The following is a 17,081-nucleotide window of genomic DNA, read 5'->3' on the forward strand; positions in this document are numbered from 1 at the left end:
CTTAAAAATGGGATTATATTTGTTACCATTGAAAGAAAATGAAAAGCAGAAAGTACAGCCTAGACCTCAAGGAAAGTGCAATAGAATACATAGTCATTAGGTTATAATGAAAAGAAGAACGCAACAATGGTTATGGTGAGTAAAAATAGCGCAAGTAGAGGGTTGATACGCTAGGAACAAGAAATAGTTATCAAGCCTAAAGTACGATTAGGCAGAAAAGCAAAAATGGATCCAAATCAGCTTGAAAACAATCAAGCTAAAACATGAGCAAGACATCGCTGTACTGTTTAACCCAAGCATTATTTCTGTCTATAGAAGACTTAAAACTTAAGCTTTAGCGATAAAACTCTTTACTTTTTGGGAAACGTGTGAAGAAATAACTATCAAAAAACAATCAACGATATAGCTCCTGAACGTCTTGTATAGAGTGAGGAAAGTGGTGCTGATATAGGGGGTTGCAAAGATAAGAGCATCGGGCAAAAAAGCGAAAAGTGCTTAGCTAGGAAGCGTGGTCACCATTCCAAAAAAACCCATAGTATCGCTAGAATAATCAATCGATCTCTTCCATGGGGTTTTAATGGTTTTTGAAATACGGTTTTTTGCAATACGGCTTTTTTTAATCATTGGGGAAAACAGTGTTGTATCAAAGCGCTAAAACCCAGTCTGATTGTGGATCCTACCTCATTCCATGACGTTTATAAGACAAAAGCATTGGATTGAATGAGTTGGCTGTGAGCGAGCGTTCTTACCATCATATTCTCCCAACCTAAACCCCATTGAGAGATTTTGGCTTACTATGAAATCATGGATCAAGCGTACTATTACTCACTGTACTGAATCCTCTAAGACCTTACTTCAATTTTTTAAAAATTTTACTTTCAGGCTAGATTCCTATAGTTTAGATTATTGGCTCGGATAAACATAAATTTTTTTTGATTTTTTTCTAAAATAAGAATTGATGACTAGGGCGTGTCGACATTTAAGGTTACTTTAGAATTATGAGTGATGGAGCAAAATGCAGGAAGAAAAAGAAAAGCGTGTGCAAGTGTGTCATCTCTGAGTGCAACGCGCCTGAAATAGGTTAACGTGTTGACCATTCGCTCGACTAGATTTTTCTCATGAATCCTGGGGGTATGACGGCTTTATTTCTGCCAATATAATGTTTCAGCATAATGGACAATATCATCTGCATCGTAGCCTTTATCCGCCAATAGCGTTTTAAAGTCAAAATTCTTCATTAAATCAAGAGCTTTTGTATAATTAGAGCACTGAACAGGCGATAGAATGAATTTGATGGGGGTGTCTAAAGCATCTCATGGCAGCGTGGATCTACGTGCTAAAACCGCCTGCTGAGCGCCCCAGCGCTTGTTCTTGGGTACTATTGAGTCTATTTTTTCTGGCGCTCACGGCGTGTTGATGGGCGCGCATGATTGTGGAATCACTCCATGATCTATTCCGTATCAGTATCTACTGCAAGGGTATTGAAAATTATTTTCCACACACTGACTTTGGACTATCTTATCAACCGTTAATGAACCCTCGAGCATTTTTCCGTAAGATTCTGGCAAGGCACGCCACGCTGCACCCTTGCGGGCAATCCACATCACGGCATTGATAAATTTCCGGTTATCGATTACCAGTACGTCCGGAATCCCCTTCTTTCCCAGGTGAACTTTCTTTTATTCCTTCCCATTGGTCGTCTTGTATCCCTTGCAATCCTTAATCTTACAACACTTAATTATAAATGTCGACACACCCTATACATCAACGCATTCAAAATCATTTTTCATCGCTAGCGTAAAAAAAAGTTATTGTGGGCATCTTGTACCTCAGGCACATTTTTGCCTAGAGTGCAGGGTAAAAGGGGGGGCGCTCTGTTCGGAAAATAATGTGTTCCTTAAGCATACACTCTAATATTAAACATGAATCTTCAGCGCAGCTTTTGCTAAACGATCATTCACAGCTTTTCCTATCCCATACTCTGGAATAGGAACGACGCCAATGGACGCACAAGGAGATCTATGATCTAAGTAATGCAGAGCAGAAAATATATTTCGGGCTACTTCTTCCATGTTCTGAGTCTCACTGAGCTGCACAAATTGTCTTTTTGGAATATTTTGGTAGCCGGGACCAAATCCTATAATGCCCATAGTTGCTTCAAAGGGAGGCGTTATATTTAAGAACAAAGACTTTTTTGGAGCGTAGTGCTTTAACAATGATCCCGGTGTGGTAATATCTAAGGATGATGCTTCCTGAAATGTAATCTTAGGAAAGCGCGCTTCCAGGCGTTCTAGTGTCCAGTATCCCGGGCGCACAATAGAAAAAGGCACTTGTCTTAAATCGATAATTGTGGATTCCACACCTATTGTACAGGGGCCTGCGTCTAGCACTGGTATTTTCCCTGAAAATCCCAGATGTACATGTTCCGCAGTGGTAGGACTTAAATTCCCTGAGGGGTTGGCGCTTGGAGCAGCCAAAGGTCCTACCTGTACCAATAAAGTGTGCATCACGGGGTGATGAGGAACACGCAACGCAATGCTGGGAAGTCCGCAGTGTGCCTGGGATACAACTTTAGAGTTGGAAGATTTTGGAACAATAACGGTGAGAGGGCCTGGCCAAATTTGAGTTACCAGCTCTTTTCCTTGTTCACAAAATATTCCGTTCTTTAAAGCTAACTCCACACTAGAATAATGTACAATTAAAGGATTAGAGAGAGAGCGTTTCTTGGCGGTGTAAATTTTTTCTACTGCTATAACACTTTCTGCTCGTCCTGCCAATCCATACACGGTTTCTGTGGGAAGTCCTACAATCTCATCTTCTTTTAACCAAAATACAGCTTCCGAAAGTGTTAAAAAACGATACATGTTCTGTTACCTTAAGAGTGTGTTAGAAATAAAAAAACTTTTCTTAACCACTGACGCTTTAAAATATATCTAAAATTAAAAAATTATACCATATTTTATAAATCCCTAGATAGAGTCATCAGATAAACACTACCAATGCTCATTTTAATTTTGTGCGCTTTTACAGAGATTGAGTTTAGGCAAAAAGCATTTAAATTATCACATATTAAAAAACGCATTCATTGATATGATATAGTAATTGAGCTTGAATATGGGATTTGAAAGAATTGAAGCAAGGCCTTATATCAATTGCGTACAGTGAGTAATGCTAAGCTTAATCCATCCTTTCATAGTAGCCAAAACTGTCTCAAGGGGGGCAGGTCGGGAGACTGTAGTGGCAACACACTAGCCCAAAGTCAACCGATTCTATCAATACTTTTAATCTTATAAGCGTTATAGAATGATACATGATGCATAATTAGACTGAATTTTAGCGCTTTGATTCAATACTGTTTTCTACAATAATTAAAAAAATTCGTATTGTAAGAACCATTAAAACCCACGGGAGCGATCGATTGAGGATTCTAGCGATTCTATGACTTCTTTTGGAATAGTGACCACACTTCTTACTTAAGGACTTTCCGCTTTTTTTCCTCATGCTTTATCTTTGAAAACCGCTATATCAGCACTACTCTCGTCACTCTATACAAGATTTTCAGGCGCTATATCATTGATTGCTTCTTGATAGTTATTTCTTCACAAGCCTCCACTCTGGGCAAACCCTAATTTTTTAAGATTTCTATAGACAGAAGTAATTGCTTGTGTTAAATAGCACAGAAATTTTTGCCCATGGTTGATCTTCGGCTTGATAGTGCTTTCTTTTTCGTACCGTATACACTCTCCACTTTCGCTATTTTTACTCACCATACCCATTGTTGCCCTTTTCTTTTCATTAGGACCTAGTTTTATGTATTCTATTACGCTTTAATTTAGATCTAGACTGTATTGTTTTCTTACTGTCTCTATTCTATTTTGTAATTTTTTTTAATTATAATAAATATAATTTTATTATTAAGCTAACTTACTATCGATTATTTTTTCTAGGAATAACAGTAGTAATTTCATGATCTGACAAAAATTTTTTAGCTCACTATCGTTCTATGCCTTGTTGGCCAACCAGTATTGGCAATCATCAGAAGCAATAAATGGCATTGCTTGTTGTGGTTCGTGTTTTGCTCTACCTACTCATTTTAAACAAAGTGGCATTCTCAAAGAGTCAACTTTGTGATGTATTTTCATGCCTAACCCTCCAAAGCTTTGAGCTTTTTGACCATCTATGGCCTCCGCTACATATTGGTGATTTCGAATGTTTTTTGTCTATCATATGCCGTTGATGATGGCCATTTCTTTTAAGATCATAAGTATGTTATCCAATGCTTCTGTTTTACACTAATCATTGTAGACATTATAAACGGTTTTCATGGTGCCTATTCTAGTAGCAAATCGCGCCAAAGTGCTCCCCGCGAGAATTATTCGGCATACAGCTTTTATGAAAAGTAAAGTATCTTTAGAAACACGACTAACTGTTGTACGTATGGGGGTAAAAGCCTCTCTAATTTTTTTCATACCATGTCTTCACTACCCATCTTTTACAGTGCTATTCCTGGTTTCTACTTAAAACGCAAGAGTATACTTATTAAATTAGTTTAGGGATATACTGTAATATTGCGAATACTACTTTAAGGCAAAGAATAAGAGAAAAAAGCTACGGCTTGGTCAAGTAACGTTAGTGAGTTTAGAAAGTCGGGTTAATCTAGATTATTAATTTAGGAAGTGCAAATAATGGTTTGATTTTTCTGCAATAAAAGATGAAGTGTAAGTATTGTGTCTCAGAACCATTCTAAATGGTATGAGAGTGAGCGCTTGTGCAAGAGCCTGTATTACAATTTATGGAATAGTAACATATTTACAAGATAGCTAAGTAGTTCTGTGACTCTGGTCTTACGAAAAAGATATCAGATTTTAGCTTTTTTAGTGCACTGAGGAAAAAAAACAAGTGCCAAGCAACTATCAAGGATATTTAGAATTTTTCGAGATTTGCTTAAATCGTAAGGCTATAGTAAATAATATTGAATTAAGTGTAAAAATGTAGTGCTATAAAAAAGAAAATAACAAAGCGTTTATATAACAAAGATTTAAAAAAATAAGCTTACTGGGTATTAATAAAATTAATATAAAAATTTAAAAGTTAAATAAAAAAGTAAAAAAATACAGTATTCACCAATTCCTTGTGTATTCAGCGATTGCTCACTTGCGAAAAACGAGACTGAGGTGGTGAATATCGTTTTAAGGTAAAAAAGACTTCTGGAAACAGTACGAGCTGACTTAGATTGTTTAAAGAGGTTGTTTGGGATAGAATTCTCAAGGAAAATCTCAGCGCAGGTTTTGCTTCAACTCAACGGTTATGTTTGGGCGAACACTAGCTTGACTGAATAGGGCCAAGCGCCTTTTAAAAGATTTTCAAGAAAGATGTATCTATTCTCAACACTTTATCTCCATCAGCGTCATTGCGCTGCCTCTAGGAAAAATTAACTGAGACAGTGTCGTAATGGTGATGAACGGTATGTCCTGACTCCAATTTCTTTTCTACAGGATAATTAATGTGGAATAATAGGCATCTTTTAAAGAAATTTTTTTCTGTTTAGATTTTTTTAATTACACTCTAACTGTTTTTTATGCACATTGACTTTATGTCTCCAACATTAGATAATAAAAATTAAGGTAAAGTAATTCAAACATTGTGCACAGTTTTCAAGATTTATACTTAAGATTACAACACTTTTGGCATAATAAAGGGTGTTGTTTGGTGCAACCCTATGATATGCCAGTGGGCGCTGCCACGTTTCATCCAGAAACTATATTTCCTGCATTGGGTCCAAAACCTTGGCGTGCTGCGTTTATGCAGGCCTGTCGTCGTCCTGGAGATGGGCGATTCGGAGACAATCCTAATCGTTTACAAAAATTTCACCAATTTCAAGTCTTGTTGAAGCCAGTGCCAAAAGATGTGAAGCGTTGGATGATGGAAAGCTTTGTAACTATAGGAATTTCTGTTCATGGTTCTGATATACGCTTTGTGGAGGATAATTGGGAAAGTCCCACGTTAGGTGCTCAAGGGTTAGGCTGGGAAGTATGGCTAAATGGAATGGAAATACTTCAATTTACTTATTTTCAAAAAATTGGAGGCTATGAATGCAATCCTACCAGTGTGGAATTGGCTTATGGTATGGAAAGGATCGCGATGATTCAGCAAAACAAACGAAACGTATTTGATCTTATTTGGAACACAGATCCTTTTTTAGTGACCTACAAAGATCTTTTTTTGGCTCAAGAAAAAATGTTTTCTCGCTATTATTTTGAATATACTTCTTCTTCTCAATTAAGTGAGGCGTTTCATTACGCTTTAGAGCAAGCAGCGTGTGTATTGACTTCTGGAATGCTACTTCCCGCTTACGAATTATGTGTAGAAGGAAGCCATCTGTTTAATATGTTAGAGGCTTCGGGTACTTTAAGTGCTGTACAAAAAGGACATTATATTTTAAAAATTAGAGAGTTAGTTCATGCTTGTTGTACTGCCTGGATAGAGCAACAATCAATCTAGCTTATTATAAAAATTATGAGAAAAAGAAAATATTTTTTAATAGCTAAACTTCAGTTTAAGATAAAGTTTTTTATACACTGTGAAATTTTGGAGACTTTTCCTCTTTAAAGAAAACGTTATAAGATCACTGATAAGATAAAAAAGTACTTGTAATAATACCAAATTCTCTATGTTTCATGGTATATTAAATCATAATGCACTCGGTAGAGAAAAAAACTTTTAAAGTATTGTCAAGATGTATAAACTTAGTAATTTTATTTTTGATCCATTGTTTAACATTAGTCTAGAACTTCTTTTACAGGATTAAAATCTAGTGGGCAAGGGGATAAAAAATTATCCTCAAAAAATAGATTCAATAATTGATGGAAAAAAATATTATCCGCTACAAAAAGTATGTTTCTTTTTAGTGTTTTGATCAAAGCACCGTTTTACCCAGTGATTAAAACGTCCAGCGTTGTAAAATTTTTTAAATACTCTTGAAACTATGAATTGATTATTTACTAAACCTGTTATAATATTCGTTCTTTCGCAATATTTACTACTCTTTTTATCCAAACACTTTTCACTTTTTTTCTTCAGCCCCCAGCGTTCAGTGTAATAGCTTTTTCCCTAATCTACCTAGAAGGAATCTTCTAAGATTTTTTAATTCCAATGCACTCTTTGAGACAGATGAACACAAAAAAATTTTGTATCCATCATCTAAACTACCTAGAAAGTTTTTGAAGGTAAACTTCTACACATCGTACTACGAGCGTAGGAGCATGTTTTTCTAACCAAACACAAATCATCTCTCTTCCGTGCAGTTCGAACCACTGAGCTACTAAAGAGTCCATTAGGTTTTTTCCTTCTACATTTAAAAAGTTTTGTATTTCTCGTTCTAAAATAGACCGAATATGGGGGGTTAATGCATTTTGCACGACCTCTGTTAAAAATGTTTCTAAAGAAGCATTTTTTAGGAGCTCTTTCTTGACTTCGGGTATAGACTGCTCTTCCTGTTTTTCTCTTCGAACGCTGTGAATAAATGAAGAGATCGCTTGAGCCGCAGAAGAATTTTTGTGCGGGAAAAATTCTTCTGAAGCAAGACCTGGACTAGAGAGCTGTTCTGGTTGCCCACTCAACTCTGTTGATTCTTCTTTGAGAGGGCGATTTAAATCAATCACAGGGTAGACTAATCCTTTAATAGATTCCAAAATTTCGTCAATAGACTCATTTTCGGGAGAATTTCTCGTTTTTTCTTGCATCTACTCTTTCCTTTTTAACGGGTCCTGATCAAATAAAGCACTTTCTTCTTCATCTGGTCCTAATCCCACCCAGTTACTTGCGTACTGTTCATAGTACTTCTTAGGATTAAAAAGTGCAACGGGCAACTTCAAGTATTTTGCTGTTATACGCCCCAAATATCCCGCAACCGAAACCGAGGCTTTTACCACTGCGAAGCGTTGCATAATCCAGCTGCGACATGCATTAATCCAAGAATCCTGGATTCGAGTAAAGTCGACAATGGGAAGAACTCCTGCATCATATTCTTTTTGCGCATTAAGAAGAGCTTGTGTATAAAAAAGCATGGCTCGAAAAGTGAGACTTCTATTGACTAACGCAGCAGAAAAAAGATTCCATTGCTGAACTCCCTCCCATAAAGCAGTACGCTTACTCTGCTCAAGCGTCAATCGCGCAATTTTTACTTCCTGTTCTACAGTACGAAAATTGGCATGCGTAAGACCACGATCATAAATAGGCATTGTAAGCCCTACTCCAAATTGCGCATTATTGCTGTGTGTAATATCTTGGTTTGATAAGCGTCCCGGAATAATGCTCTGAACCCGATCATTCATTCTACGACTAATTGAAGCTTCTAATTCAATCTTGGGTAAAAACCCCGCCACTGCAACACTCACTTCATGCTTTTTTCCTACCAAGACCATAGAACTTGCTTGGATGGAAGGGTTACTTTTCAATATCAATTTTTTTAAAATTTTCACATTTTTGGGTAAAAATTTAAATTCAGCAGGCATAATTAACTGATCCAATATATCTACTGGAGCACCAATAAGGGCTTGAAATTTTACACGACTACTATCTCTAGCTTTTCGTGCTTCAATAACTTTTACATCACCTTGCATCAAGGCTTGGCCCGCTGCAAGGCTTCGATCTCCAGCTTTTTCAATGCCGGCGGAAAATCCTATGCTGCTCGCTTTAAACAACATATGCAATGTTGCAGCGTTTAATTCCTCCATACGCAATAATTCATCTGCTAACAAATAGTCTAAGAATGCCTCTAAAACTTTAATTAATATATTTTGTTCTGTAGCCGTGTACTCCCAGCAAGATGCAAAAAAATCTGCTTTTGCTTTCATAATATTCGCTAAAATTCCACCGCTGGCAAACAAAGTTTGTTTTGCCAAAATTGTTGCTTGATTTTCCCAAGCACGCTGTCTATTTTTCAAATCCATAACAGGTAATCCATCTGAATCCCGTGCCAAAGGATTATTTCCCTTTTGCCCTTGAAAACTGCCAGACTGATTGTGACCTAAATTCAAAGAAATGCCAGGCCGTATGGCAGAAAAAGCTTTTGCTAGATTATTTACCGCAAGATTAATTTTTTTACGAGCTGCTTCTAATTCCGGATTAAAATAATAGGCTGCCGAAAACGCATCAGTTAAGTTCCCCACAGGCCGAAGTGCGCTCTCTTTAGTTATTCTCGTTAACGATGGCGGTGCGGGAGTAATAAAGCTGTGCGCAGGACGTACATTAGGGAGGAGCGCAGTAAAGGAAGGATCTTTGAGCAAATTACGCAACTCTTCTGGAAGATCTTTTCCAAAAGAAGTTTTTAACTCTTCCATGAGACTGGGAGAAATTTTTCGTTGCTTAACCAATTCTAATAGCTGTGCTCTTAATCCTCCACGGCGCATAGGTTCTGATACCGCTTCTGTCCGTTCCATGGAAGCCCAGGGAATTTTTCTCTCTTTTGGGCCATCTGTCATCTCTAAATTAAGATTTGGGAATCCAGAGCTGTAAGGGGGAAACGGTTCCGACGATAAATCTTTCACCAAAGATGCACTATTTTCAGGATTCGAATTCTCATATTTCCCCAAGACCTCCTTTTTTTGGGCATTTTCTACACTATAGCCTATGCTGCAGTGCATTACCCCTAATAAATAGAGCACTGAGTTGATAAGCTCTATATTCAAAAAATTTTTGTTCTCAAACTTCATTTAGATTTATTAACTGTTTAATCCTTTCATCACCCTACAGAAAAATCATACTTTTGTCTACACATATTCCATCCTAATTTAACACCTATGTTTTAATAGTGCATAAATACCGCTTCTCGAAGAACTCCCCTATGCACAAACCGTGTATTCCAATCAATGGAGTCTATAGATTGTGGGTATACATTAAAATTTTTGTTTTTGCGGAAAGAGAGGGATTCGAACCCTCGGTAGACGCTTGTCTACAACGGTTTTCGAGACCGCCCCATTCAACCGCTCTGGCATCTTTCCTGAGATTTTTACTCTATCATATTTTTGCTTGTAGCGTAAGATTTTTTTCCGCAGTTTTATTTTTTTATACTGTTTAAGAAAGAGGATATCCATTTTTTTGAGCAGTGTTAAATAAAAATTTTTCTAAAATATTTAAGTTTTTATTATTTTTACATCATTTAGTGATATAGCAAACACACATTTTGTCTGATTACGTCGTGATACTGTATTTTAAAGACGCTTAAAATAATCATTGGGTAATGTAAAAATAGTTTAGATATTAAATATCAGGAAATTAATGATACCATTAGGATAGGGGTTGACTGCTGCCCTAAGCTTAGGTCAGCATGGTAAACAAAAATCAAGCTTTGAATATAGAAATGAAGATACTGATAAGAGAAGCCACTGCAAAGCCTATGATACTGGAGTCATGAGAACTATCTTTTGAACATAAGTGCTATTTGCACCCAAGGCTTTTTCGTATAAAGCCTGGTGGGGGTAAGATAAGGTGATTCTAGAAAAATTCTTGAGTATTATAGAATAAAAGCTGTAACTTTACAGGATTATAAGCATACAACTAAAGGCAAAGACAGTTAGACAGTGGCTGAATGTGTTGACGATCTTGAAGGTCATGGGAAAAACAGTGAAAATATTAAACAAGTGAGCTGTGATATGGTTTCAGCCTTTATTTAACCTGCTTCCGTTATTGCTTTCTCAAAACGTTCAGCGCTCGAGGGTAGATCACAATACTAAAAGCCCTCCATCCCACTACAATTTATCTAAAGTCAATGGGAGCTTTGGATACCAGAGAAATCTTCCAAGAAATAGACTTTTTACGTAAAAATCAAATTTAAGATGAAAGATTGAACGTTAGATAAAAAAGTGAAAAAAGTATGGAAAACCTTAAAAGTCAGTTCCTAAGAGGGTGTTGTATACAAACGTTACAAGACGTCCAAAAATTTTTTTGAGAGTATTGGGTGTGACATTACAAAAAGTACAAAAATAACCCAGGAATTTTTTTGAGAGTATTGGGTGTGACATTACAAAAGGTACAAAAATAACCCAGGTAGTTTATTTTTTTTGAGAAAAGTAAATTTTGGACCGCTACAAAAAACTTGGGCGTAACTTCAAATAAAGATTTGAAGCGAGAGATTTTATGGTGCTGCTTTACTACCCAAGCTGTACACCACAAGTTTTATGGGGGTTAGCATTGATAATTCTCGGATCTGTGGTGTCATTAAAAAATTAAAGTCTCTTTTATCCTCAATCATGCCCATCAAAAAGGATTGCACCTTAAGCCAAGTGAACATAGTAGCACCTCTTAGACATAACTCAGTATCCACTCCTGAGCGTAAATACCCCTTTTTATTCTTAACGAAAAAACGGAATATACTCAAAAGGGATATCTTTGGCTGGAAATAAGTGTCCATGGGTCTACAACCTTCCCGAGATCCGTCTTTAATCAAGAAGTGGAGCGCTTTCCCCAGGGGTGTAATGGGTATAGAGATGGTGGGTATCAAACATCACAACATGCAATCCCAACCATAGCGTTGTCCTTTAATAAAAAAAACAGATCCTTAAAACCAGACAAAAATAGTTCAACAAAGTAATCTTCCCAATGCAGGAAAACGGTGAACATAGTTATTTATTTAGTTCAAAGTCTCTAATCGTCGAACGCTAGAGAAACACCGAAAAAAGTATCGCTGGTGCATCGTTACTCTTAAGCACAAATCCTGACACATATAAAAAGTATTATGATATAGAATTATACTATCCTATCCACGAATCCATCCCTAAAATTTTTAGTTTAGACTTACGCAGAGGGTTGAATGTTTTAATTAATTTTACATCATTATATTGACAGTACTAATTTTTTTTTGTAGCATGGCCCTGTTGACTAGCTAAGGAGGGTCAAGTGATTGCGTTAAGTTATAAGTTAAAACTAATTTTTTTGATATTATTCAGTGTTTTACACTCTGTGGAGCTGAAAGCGGTTAACGAATCTGATAAAATCAAAGTTGCCGATGAACCCGGGAGTCAGAATGAAAGTTCCACTTATGTTTCCCCTCAAACAGGTATAAGTGACATTTTTTCATCAGACATTTCAGTGCAGCAACAGAGTGTTAAATCTTTTGTAGCTGAGATATTAGAGGGAAAAATTCGAAGTGTTTGGAAATTTTGTCCCGACTCTACGCGTCGTGAAAAAATCAATTCTCTTGTCAGTGAAAACAAAAAAAATTTTTTACGTCTAATACAGTATGCTCGGGTGCACAACGTACCTTTAAATGAAGCCGAAGGTGTCCAAGGGATAGGGATTAAAGCAAAAGGAACAAATGGTGTTCGTTTTATTACACCGTTTACATCCCAAGGTATAAATACTGCCATAGAATTAATGGGTGTAGAAGGGGATGAAGTTTCTAGTTTTCGAACTTCTTTGCTCGAATTTTATCGTGCTACAAAAAAAATTTTACAAGAGGTAGGACTTTATCCCAAGAATATTGTGCATAAACCTGTGGCTTTAGATATTTTTGAAGAGGAACAGTCCGATCTATCCTTAGATGATAAAGAAAGTTTAATGCAAATAAATAAATTTTTGCATAAAAGATTTAATATTTTTAAATCCTGCGGAGGGTTTGGGAATATTGAAGTACAGTGTCGTTTTGTTACAGGGTCTGCTCGGCATCAAAAGCTCCACATTGATGGTAATACACTTTTTGTTATATCATTTGGAATAAGCGGAGTATATATGCAGTACAGTGGGACTAAAATTTTTCTTCCAAAAGGAGAAAATTTAGGATGGTTTGGAGAAAAAGCACAGTTTCTATTGGACCATTCAGATAATGGTTCAGTCTCAAAAATGTTGAAGCAGCTAGAAGACAGCGGAATAGATCGTGCCTATATTGAGGCATTACCTCACGGTGTTGAATATGATGAAAACGATGAAGAGTCGAAAAATTCAGTTGCCTTACTGCTTATTTTTGTGCTAAACAATTGTAGTTCATATTCTTTTTGGTCAAAACCTGTTGAAGAGTTCCAAAAACTAGTTCCAGATCAGGAGGAAAAGGTCATGATTGGAGGAAAGGGTCATGATTCGGAACGACGATAGGTAGTTTTAAGTACATATCAATCTTTAAATTTGGATAAAGCGTATTTTTTTGTAATATAAAAGTGATGGTTTGATTTATTAGGTTTTATGAACAATGAGTGGAAAACAGAAAATTCACAGTACTCAGGTGTATCTTTTCCAGGTATCAATTAATCGATCACTTTAAAGTGTTAAATTTTATAGCCCCTTTCCTTATTCTTAACTTCTTGAATCACGAAATTTAATCCTTCCAAAATAATTATTACTAGTAAGACTAATCTTATATTCTTGAATGTCATCCCAACGCTTTTTTATCCTCTTGACTACCTTAATACGCGATTTTGACCTGGACTGAACCGCCCAAAACACTATTTTTTCAGGAAGTTATTAGACTGCTCAAAGATCGTTGCTTTATAGATTTTTTGGAAGCTTTCTTTGATATAGTAATTTAACTTGAAAATTAGCGTAATAGAATACATAAAATTAGCTAATAATCACAAGACAAGAGAAAAAATAGTTGTATAGAGTGGATAAGGTACGAAAAAGAAAGAGTAATCAAATCTAAAGTACAATTAGGCAGTAAAAAAGAAATAGATTCAAATCAGCTAAAAATGCATGTTGAAAATAACGAAGCTAAACCCTCAGCAGAGATCGTTAAACTTATTTAATGCAAGCATTACTTCTGTCTATAGAAGGCTTTAAAAGTTAGCCTTGAGCGATAAAATTCTTTACCTTTGGGGATGCTGTGGAAGAAAAGCGAAATAAACGTCAAGAAAAAATCAAATATATAACGCCTAGACTATTTGTAAAGAAAGAGGGTCGGTTAAGAGAAATGAAAAACTGGTTGGTAAGAGGTGTGGTAATTATTACAAAAAACGATTATAGCTGGTTTAATGAATAATCAATCTATAGCACCCATAACGAATCTTTCAATACGGATCTTTTTAATTATTGGGTAGAAAAATGTTTGATCAAAGCGCTACAATTTAGCTTTATTATGGATAAAACTTCATTTCATTAATCACAAAAACAAGAACATTCATTGCATCTGTTGTCTAAAAAATAATATTTTTACCCCCTTGTTTAGCTGATCTAAGGGCTATAGAAAAATCCTAGGTTACTATGAAACGACGCATTAAACGTAATATTACGCAATGTACTGAATGATATAAAGCCTTACTTAGATTCTTTAAAATTCCATCTTCAAGCTAAATTACTATATAGACGAAAAAGTGCTCACTTCATTAGTTTATTTAGATCTTTCAAATCATTTTTAACCTTTATTTTATTGTTTTGTAAAAAAAATCTTTGATTTTTTTCTGTAGGACTATTGATTCATCTACAGCCTCATTTTTGTTGAAAAATTTTTTGATATTATTTTGGATTTTTTCACGCAGACCTTTTTTTGAAATTTTTTCTTCTTTAATGCGCTCCTTATTTGCAGTATTAAGAAAAAAATTCATACAGTTTTTGGGATTTTTCCAAAATGGTTGTTCAGAATGCTCAAACAAGGGACATAAATGAATAGAAAAGTTCTGTAAACACTGGGATAACGAATCGTGAGATTGTGCACATAACAGTGAAGTAATCGTTGTGAGCTTTGTTCTATCTTGGTCATTTAAATTAAAAAAATCAGGCTTCCAACCTTGATTGACGTTCTTAGTAAGATTATCTTTGGCACCTTGCACATTAAAATCAGAATACCCCTTATCACTTAAAAATAGTAGTGCATTAGCAAAAAAAAATTTTAACTTATTTTTCATAATTTTTTTATCATTAGTTTTACAAAAATAATAATATCAAAATATAAAAAATATTATGTTAAATATTATAAAATAAAGAAAAAATAACAAATGAACAATAAATACTATTCATTAAAAGCGTTAAAATAACTTAAGGGAATAAAATTCAGAACTTTTAGTACGCAATTTTATCAAAGATTCGTGTTTTCCGCACTAAAAGACTTTTCCTGAGAAGGGATACTATGTTCTAATCAGTGTTTATATTGCTCTTTTTATTTTATTCTTAATTCAATTTTTAGTTTTTTTTAATTTTCTTAAAACTTTCTCTTTTTTCCTTTCAGAGTCTTATAAAGAAAAATGAGTATTTTCCACTGAATGCACAAGGTGCTCTGGTGCTAAAATTTTTTTATCTGTTGTCCACTTTTTAAAATAATCGCTACAGTAGGTAGAAATAGTAACCTTTGGACAAAAATAAAAAGAAAAATTTTCTAAAATGGAGAATTTTGAACGCTGGGGATATATAAAAGAAAAAGGACTATGACTTTTTTAGTGAATTTCCTAATGTTTTTTCATGTAAAGTTTCCATTTTTTAGAGTGTGCGACATTTTAAAGATTGTTTAGTTACCACAAGAGATAAGATTTCAAGGAATACAAGACGACCAATGGGAAGGAATCAAAGAAAGTTTTCCCGGAAAAGAAAGGGATTCAGGGAATACTGGTAACGATAACAGGAAATTTATCAATGCCGTGATTTGGATTGCCCGAAAAGGTGCAGCGTGGCGTAGATTGTCAGAATCTTACGGGAAATAATCGAGGGTTCACAAATGGGTGATAAGATGGTCCAAAGCCGGTGTGTGGCAAATAGAGACTGATACGGAATAGATCATAAGTGATTCCACAATGATTCGCGCCCATCAAGACGCCGCGGGCGCCAGAAAAAAATACAGTAATCGTACACAAGAACAAGCGCTGGGGCGCTCAGCAGGCGGTTTTAGCACGAAGATCCACGCTGCATGGGATGCTTTAGGAACCCCCATCAGATTCATTCTATCGCCTAGTCAGTACTCGGGCTACCAAAGCTCTTAATTTAATGAAGAATTTCTCACTTTAAAAAGCTATTAGCGGATAAAAGTTGCGATGCCGATGACATTGTTTATTATGCTGGCAGAAACAAAGCCATCATCCCCTCACGATCTATGCGAAAAAATCCCAGAGAATTTGATGCAGATCTTTATACAGAACGCACTCTAGTCGAGCGAATGTTCAACAAATTAAAGTATTTCAGGCGCTTTGTACCCCGATATGAGACACTTGTACACGCTTTTTTTCTTTCGTTTATTTTACTGCATCACTCATAATATCTAAAGTAAACTTAAATGTCGACACGCCCTAAGATTAATTTCTTAATAATTTTGTTAATAATGCTATTTAGGGTGCTTATCAGTAACGTTTTATCACCAAAATACGCGTTTTCTTTCATCTGTCGGATAAGAATAAAGCTTAGGTTTTCAGGATCATAGGAATACCTTTGGTCACTTAAAAAAGCAGCAAATTAACAAAAAATTTTTAATTTAGTTTGCGTGTTTTTTTATTATGATTTCAGATATTAAGAATAACAAAAATAAAACAAGACCCTGTGTTCATGGATAAACGGAGGGAGTTAGTGACGCAAGTAATAAAAATGAGTAATCCAAGGGATTTAACAGATCACAAATAACTGCTCATTAAGGATCATTTTGAATGAGGCAAGTATAGTAATAGAAGTAAACACAAAAAGAAAGAGCGTGTTAATGGATTAGTTTACATAATAAAGAGCGGCGGCCCATGGCGAATAATTCCTAAAGATTTTCCGACATACTTTCCTGTACGGTCGTTTTATCGAAGATGCAGAATCAAAAGAACATGGGAAAAAGTACTGAGCACGCTTGTCAAGATAAGGTGGATCAAGGCTGGTGAAAGTAAAAACCCGAGCGATCGCAGAATTAATTCACACAGTGTCAAAACTACCAAAGCTTGTGAACAACGCAGCACTGATGGAGGAAAAAACCTAAACCCCATAGTGTGGATACATAAGGCAGTGCACGGTACTGTTCATGACGCTAGCCACAGTAGGGGGGTGCAATGTTTTTTAAGAGGCTTTGTAAAGTATCCGACACTCAAAAACGGTTTCGTCGATGCCGGATATGGAAAAACCATGCTAGAGTTTATGGAAAATCTTCTTAACAAGACAATTGAAATTTCAGAACCCCAGAATGGGCGGTGTTCGCCAAAAGA

The 17,081-nt window shown here is 35.7% G+C and carries 9 protein-coding genes, 1 tRNA gene and 4 pseudogenes; 6 read left to right on the forward strand and 8 right to left on the reverse strand.

The window, feature by feature from the left end; genetic code table 11:
- Positions 1-739: 739 nt before the first annotated feature.
- Positions 740-919, forward strand: a pseudogene (locus tag HCUR_RS10200) (transposase); the annotation flags it as partial.
- Between the two features lie 43 nt (positions 920-962).
- Here the strand turns inward: HCUR_RS10200 and HCUR_RS10205 are convergent.
- The 3 genes and pseudogenes from HCUR_RS10205 to HCUR_RS09140 form a co-directional block, all read right to left on the reverse strand.
- Positions 963-1,716: pseudogene (locus tag HCUR_RS10205) on the reverse strand (IS5 family transposase).
- Positions 1,717-1,916: 200 nt separating this feature from the next.
- Positions 1,917-2,864 (reverse strand): L-threonylcarbamoyladenylate synthase, encoded by a 948-nt coding sequence (locus HCUR_RS03960; RefSeq protein ID WP_104206854.1) that lies wholly within the window; start codon positions 2,862-2,864, stop codon positions 1,917-1,919.
- A 735-nt stretch (positions 2,865-3,599) separates the two neighbouring features.
- The gene (locus HCUR_RS09140) at positions 3,600-3,776 is read right to left on the reverse strand and encodes a hypothetical protein (protein ID WP_207760910.1); all 177 of its coding nucleotides are present in this window, start codon (positions 3,774-3,776) and stop codon (positions 3,600-3,602) included.
- 1,867 nt (positions 3,777-5,643) lie between these two features.
- Between HCUR_RS09140 and HCUR_RS03965 the strand changes: the two genes are divergently transcribed.
- Complete coding sequence (locus tag HCUR_RS03965; RefSeq protein ID WP_243397266.1) at positions 5,644-6,501, forward strand: glycine--tRNA ligase subunit alpha; 858 nt, start codon at positions 5,644-5,646, stop codon at positions 6,499-6,501.
- Between the two features lie 704 nt (positions 6,502-7,205).
- Here the strand turns inward: HCUR_RS03965 and HCUR_RS03970 are convergent.
- From HCUR_RS03970 to HCUR_RS03985, 4 genes are all read right to left on the reverse strand, one after another.
- Positions 7,206-7,742, reverse strand: coding sequence for a hypothetical protein (locus HCUR_RS03970; protein WP_104206856.1), 537 nt, complete (start codon positions 7,740-7,742; stop codon positions 7,206-7,208).
- Positions 7,743-9,713, reverse strand: coding sequence for a TolC family protein (locus HCUR_RS03975; protein ID WP_104206857.1), 1,971 nt, complete (start codon positions 9,711-9,713; stop codon positions 7,743-7,745).
- A 201-nt stretch (positions 9,714-9,914) separates the two neighbouring features.
- A tRNA-Ser gene (locus HCUR_RS03980) sits at positions 9,915-10,001 on the reverse strand.
- 1,133 nt (positions 10,002-11,134) lie between these two features.
- Positions 11,135-11,290 (reverse strand): hypothetical protein, encoded by a 156-nt coding sequence (locus tag HCUR_RS03985; RefSeq protein WP_207760911.1) that lies wholly within the window; start codon positions 11,288-11,290, stop codon positions 11,135-11,137.
- Between the two features lie 605 nt (positions 11,291-11,895).
- Here HCUR_RS03985 and HCUR_RS03990 point away from each other — a divergent pair.
- Together HCUR_RS03990 and HCUR_RS09145 are read left to right on the forward strand one after the other, a co-directional pair.
- Positions 11,896-13,086 carry a hypothetical protein gene (locus tag HCUR_RS03990; RefSeq protein ID WP_129591903.1) on the forward strand — a complete coding sequence of 397 codons (1,191 nt, stop codon included), beginning with the start codon at positions 11,896-11,898 and terminating at the stop codon, positions 13,084-13,086.
- A 724-nt stretch (positions 13,087-13,810) separates the two neighbouring features.
- On the forward strand, positions 13,811-13,966 hold the full coding sequence (locus HCUR_RS09145; RefSeq protein WP_207760912.1) for a hypothetical protein: 156 nt from the start codon (positions 13,811-13,813) through the stop codon (positions 13,964-13,966).
- 379 nt (positions 13,967-14,345) lie between these two features.
- Here HCUR_RS09145 and HCUR_RS03995 read toward each other — a convergent pair whose 3' ends face one another.
- Positions 14,346-14,828, reverse strand: a complete 483-nt coding sequence (locus tag HCUR_RS03995; protein WP_104206860.1) for a hypothetical protein — start codon at positions 14,826-14,828, stop codon at positions 14,346-14,348.
- A gap of 612 nt (positions 14,829-15,440) precedes the next feature.
- Between HCUR_RS03995 and HCUR_RS10210 the strand changes: the two are divergent.
- Positions 15,441-16,165 (forward strand): annotated as a pseudogene (locus HCUR_RS10210) (IS5 family transposase).
- Positions 16,166-16,866: 701 nt separating this feature from the next.
- Positions 16,867-17,081: pseudogene (locus HCUR_RS08565) on the forward strand (hypothetical protein); the annotation flags it as partial.

The sequence above is a fragment of the Holospora curviuscula genome, assembly GCF_002930195.1.
In the GTDB taxonomy this organism is placed as follows: Bacteria; Pseudomonadota; Alphaproteobacteria; order Holosporales; family Holosporaceae; genus Holospora; species Holospora curviuscula.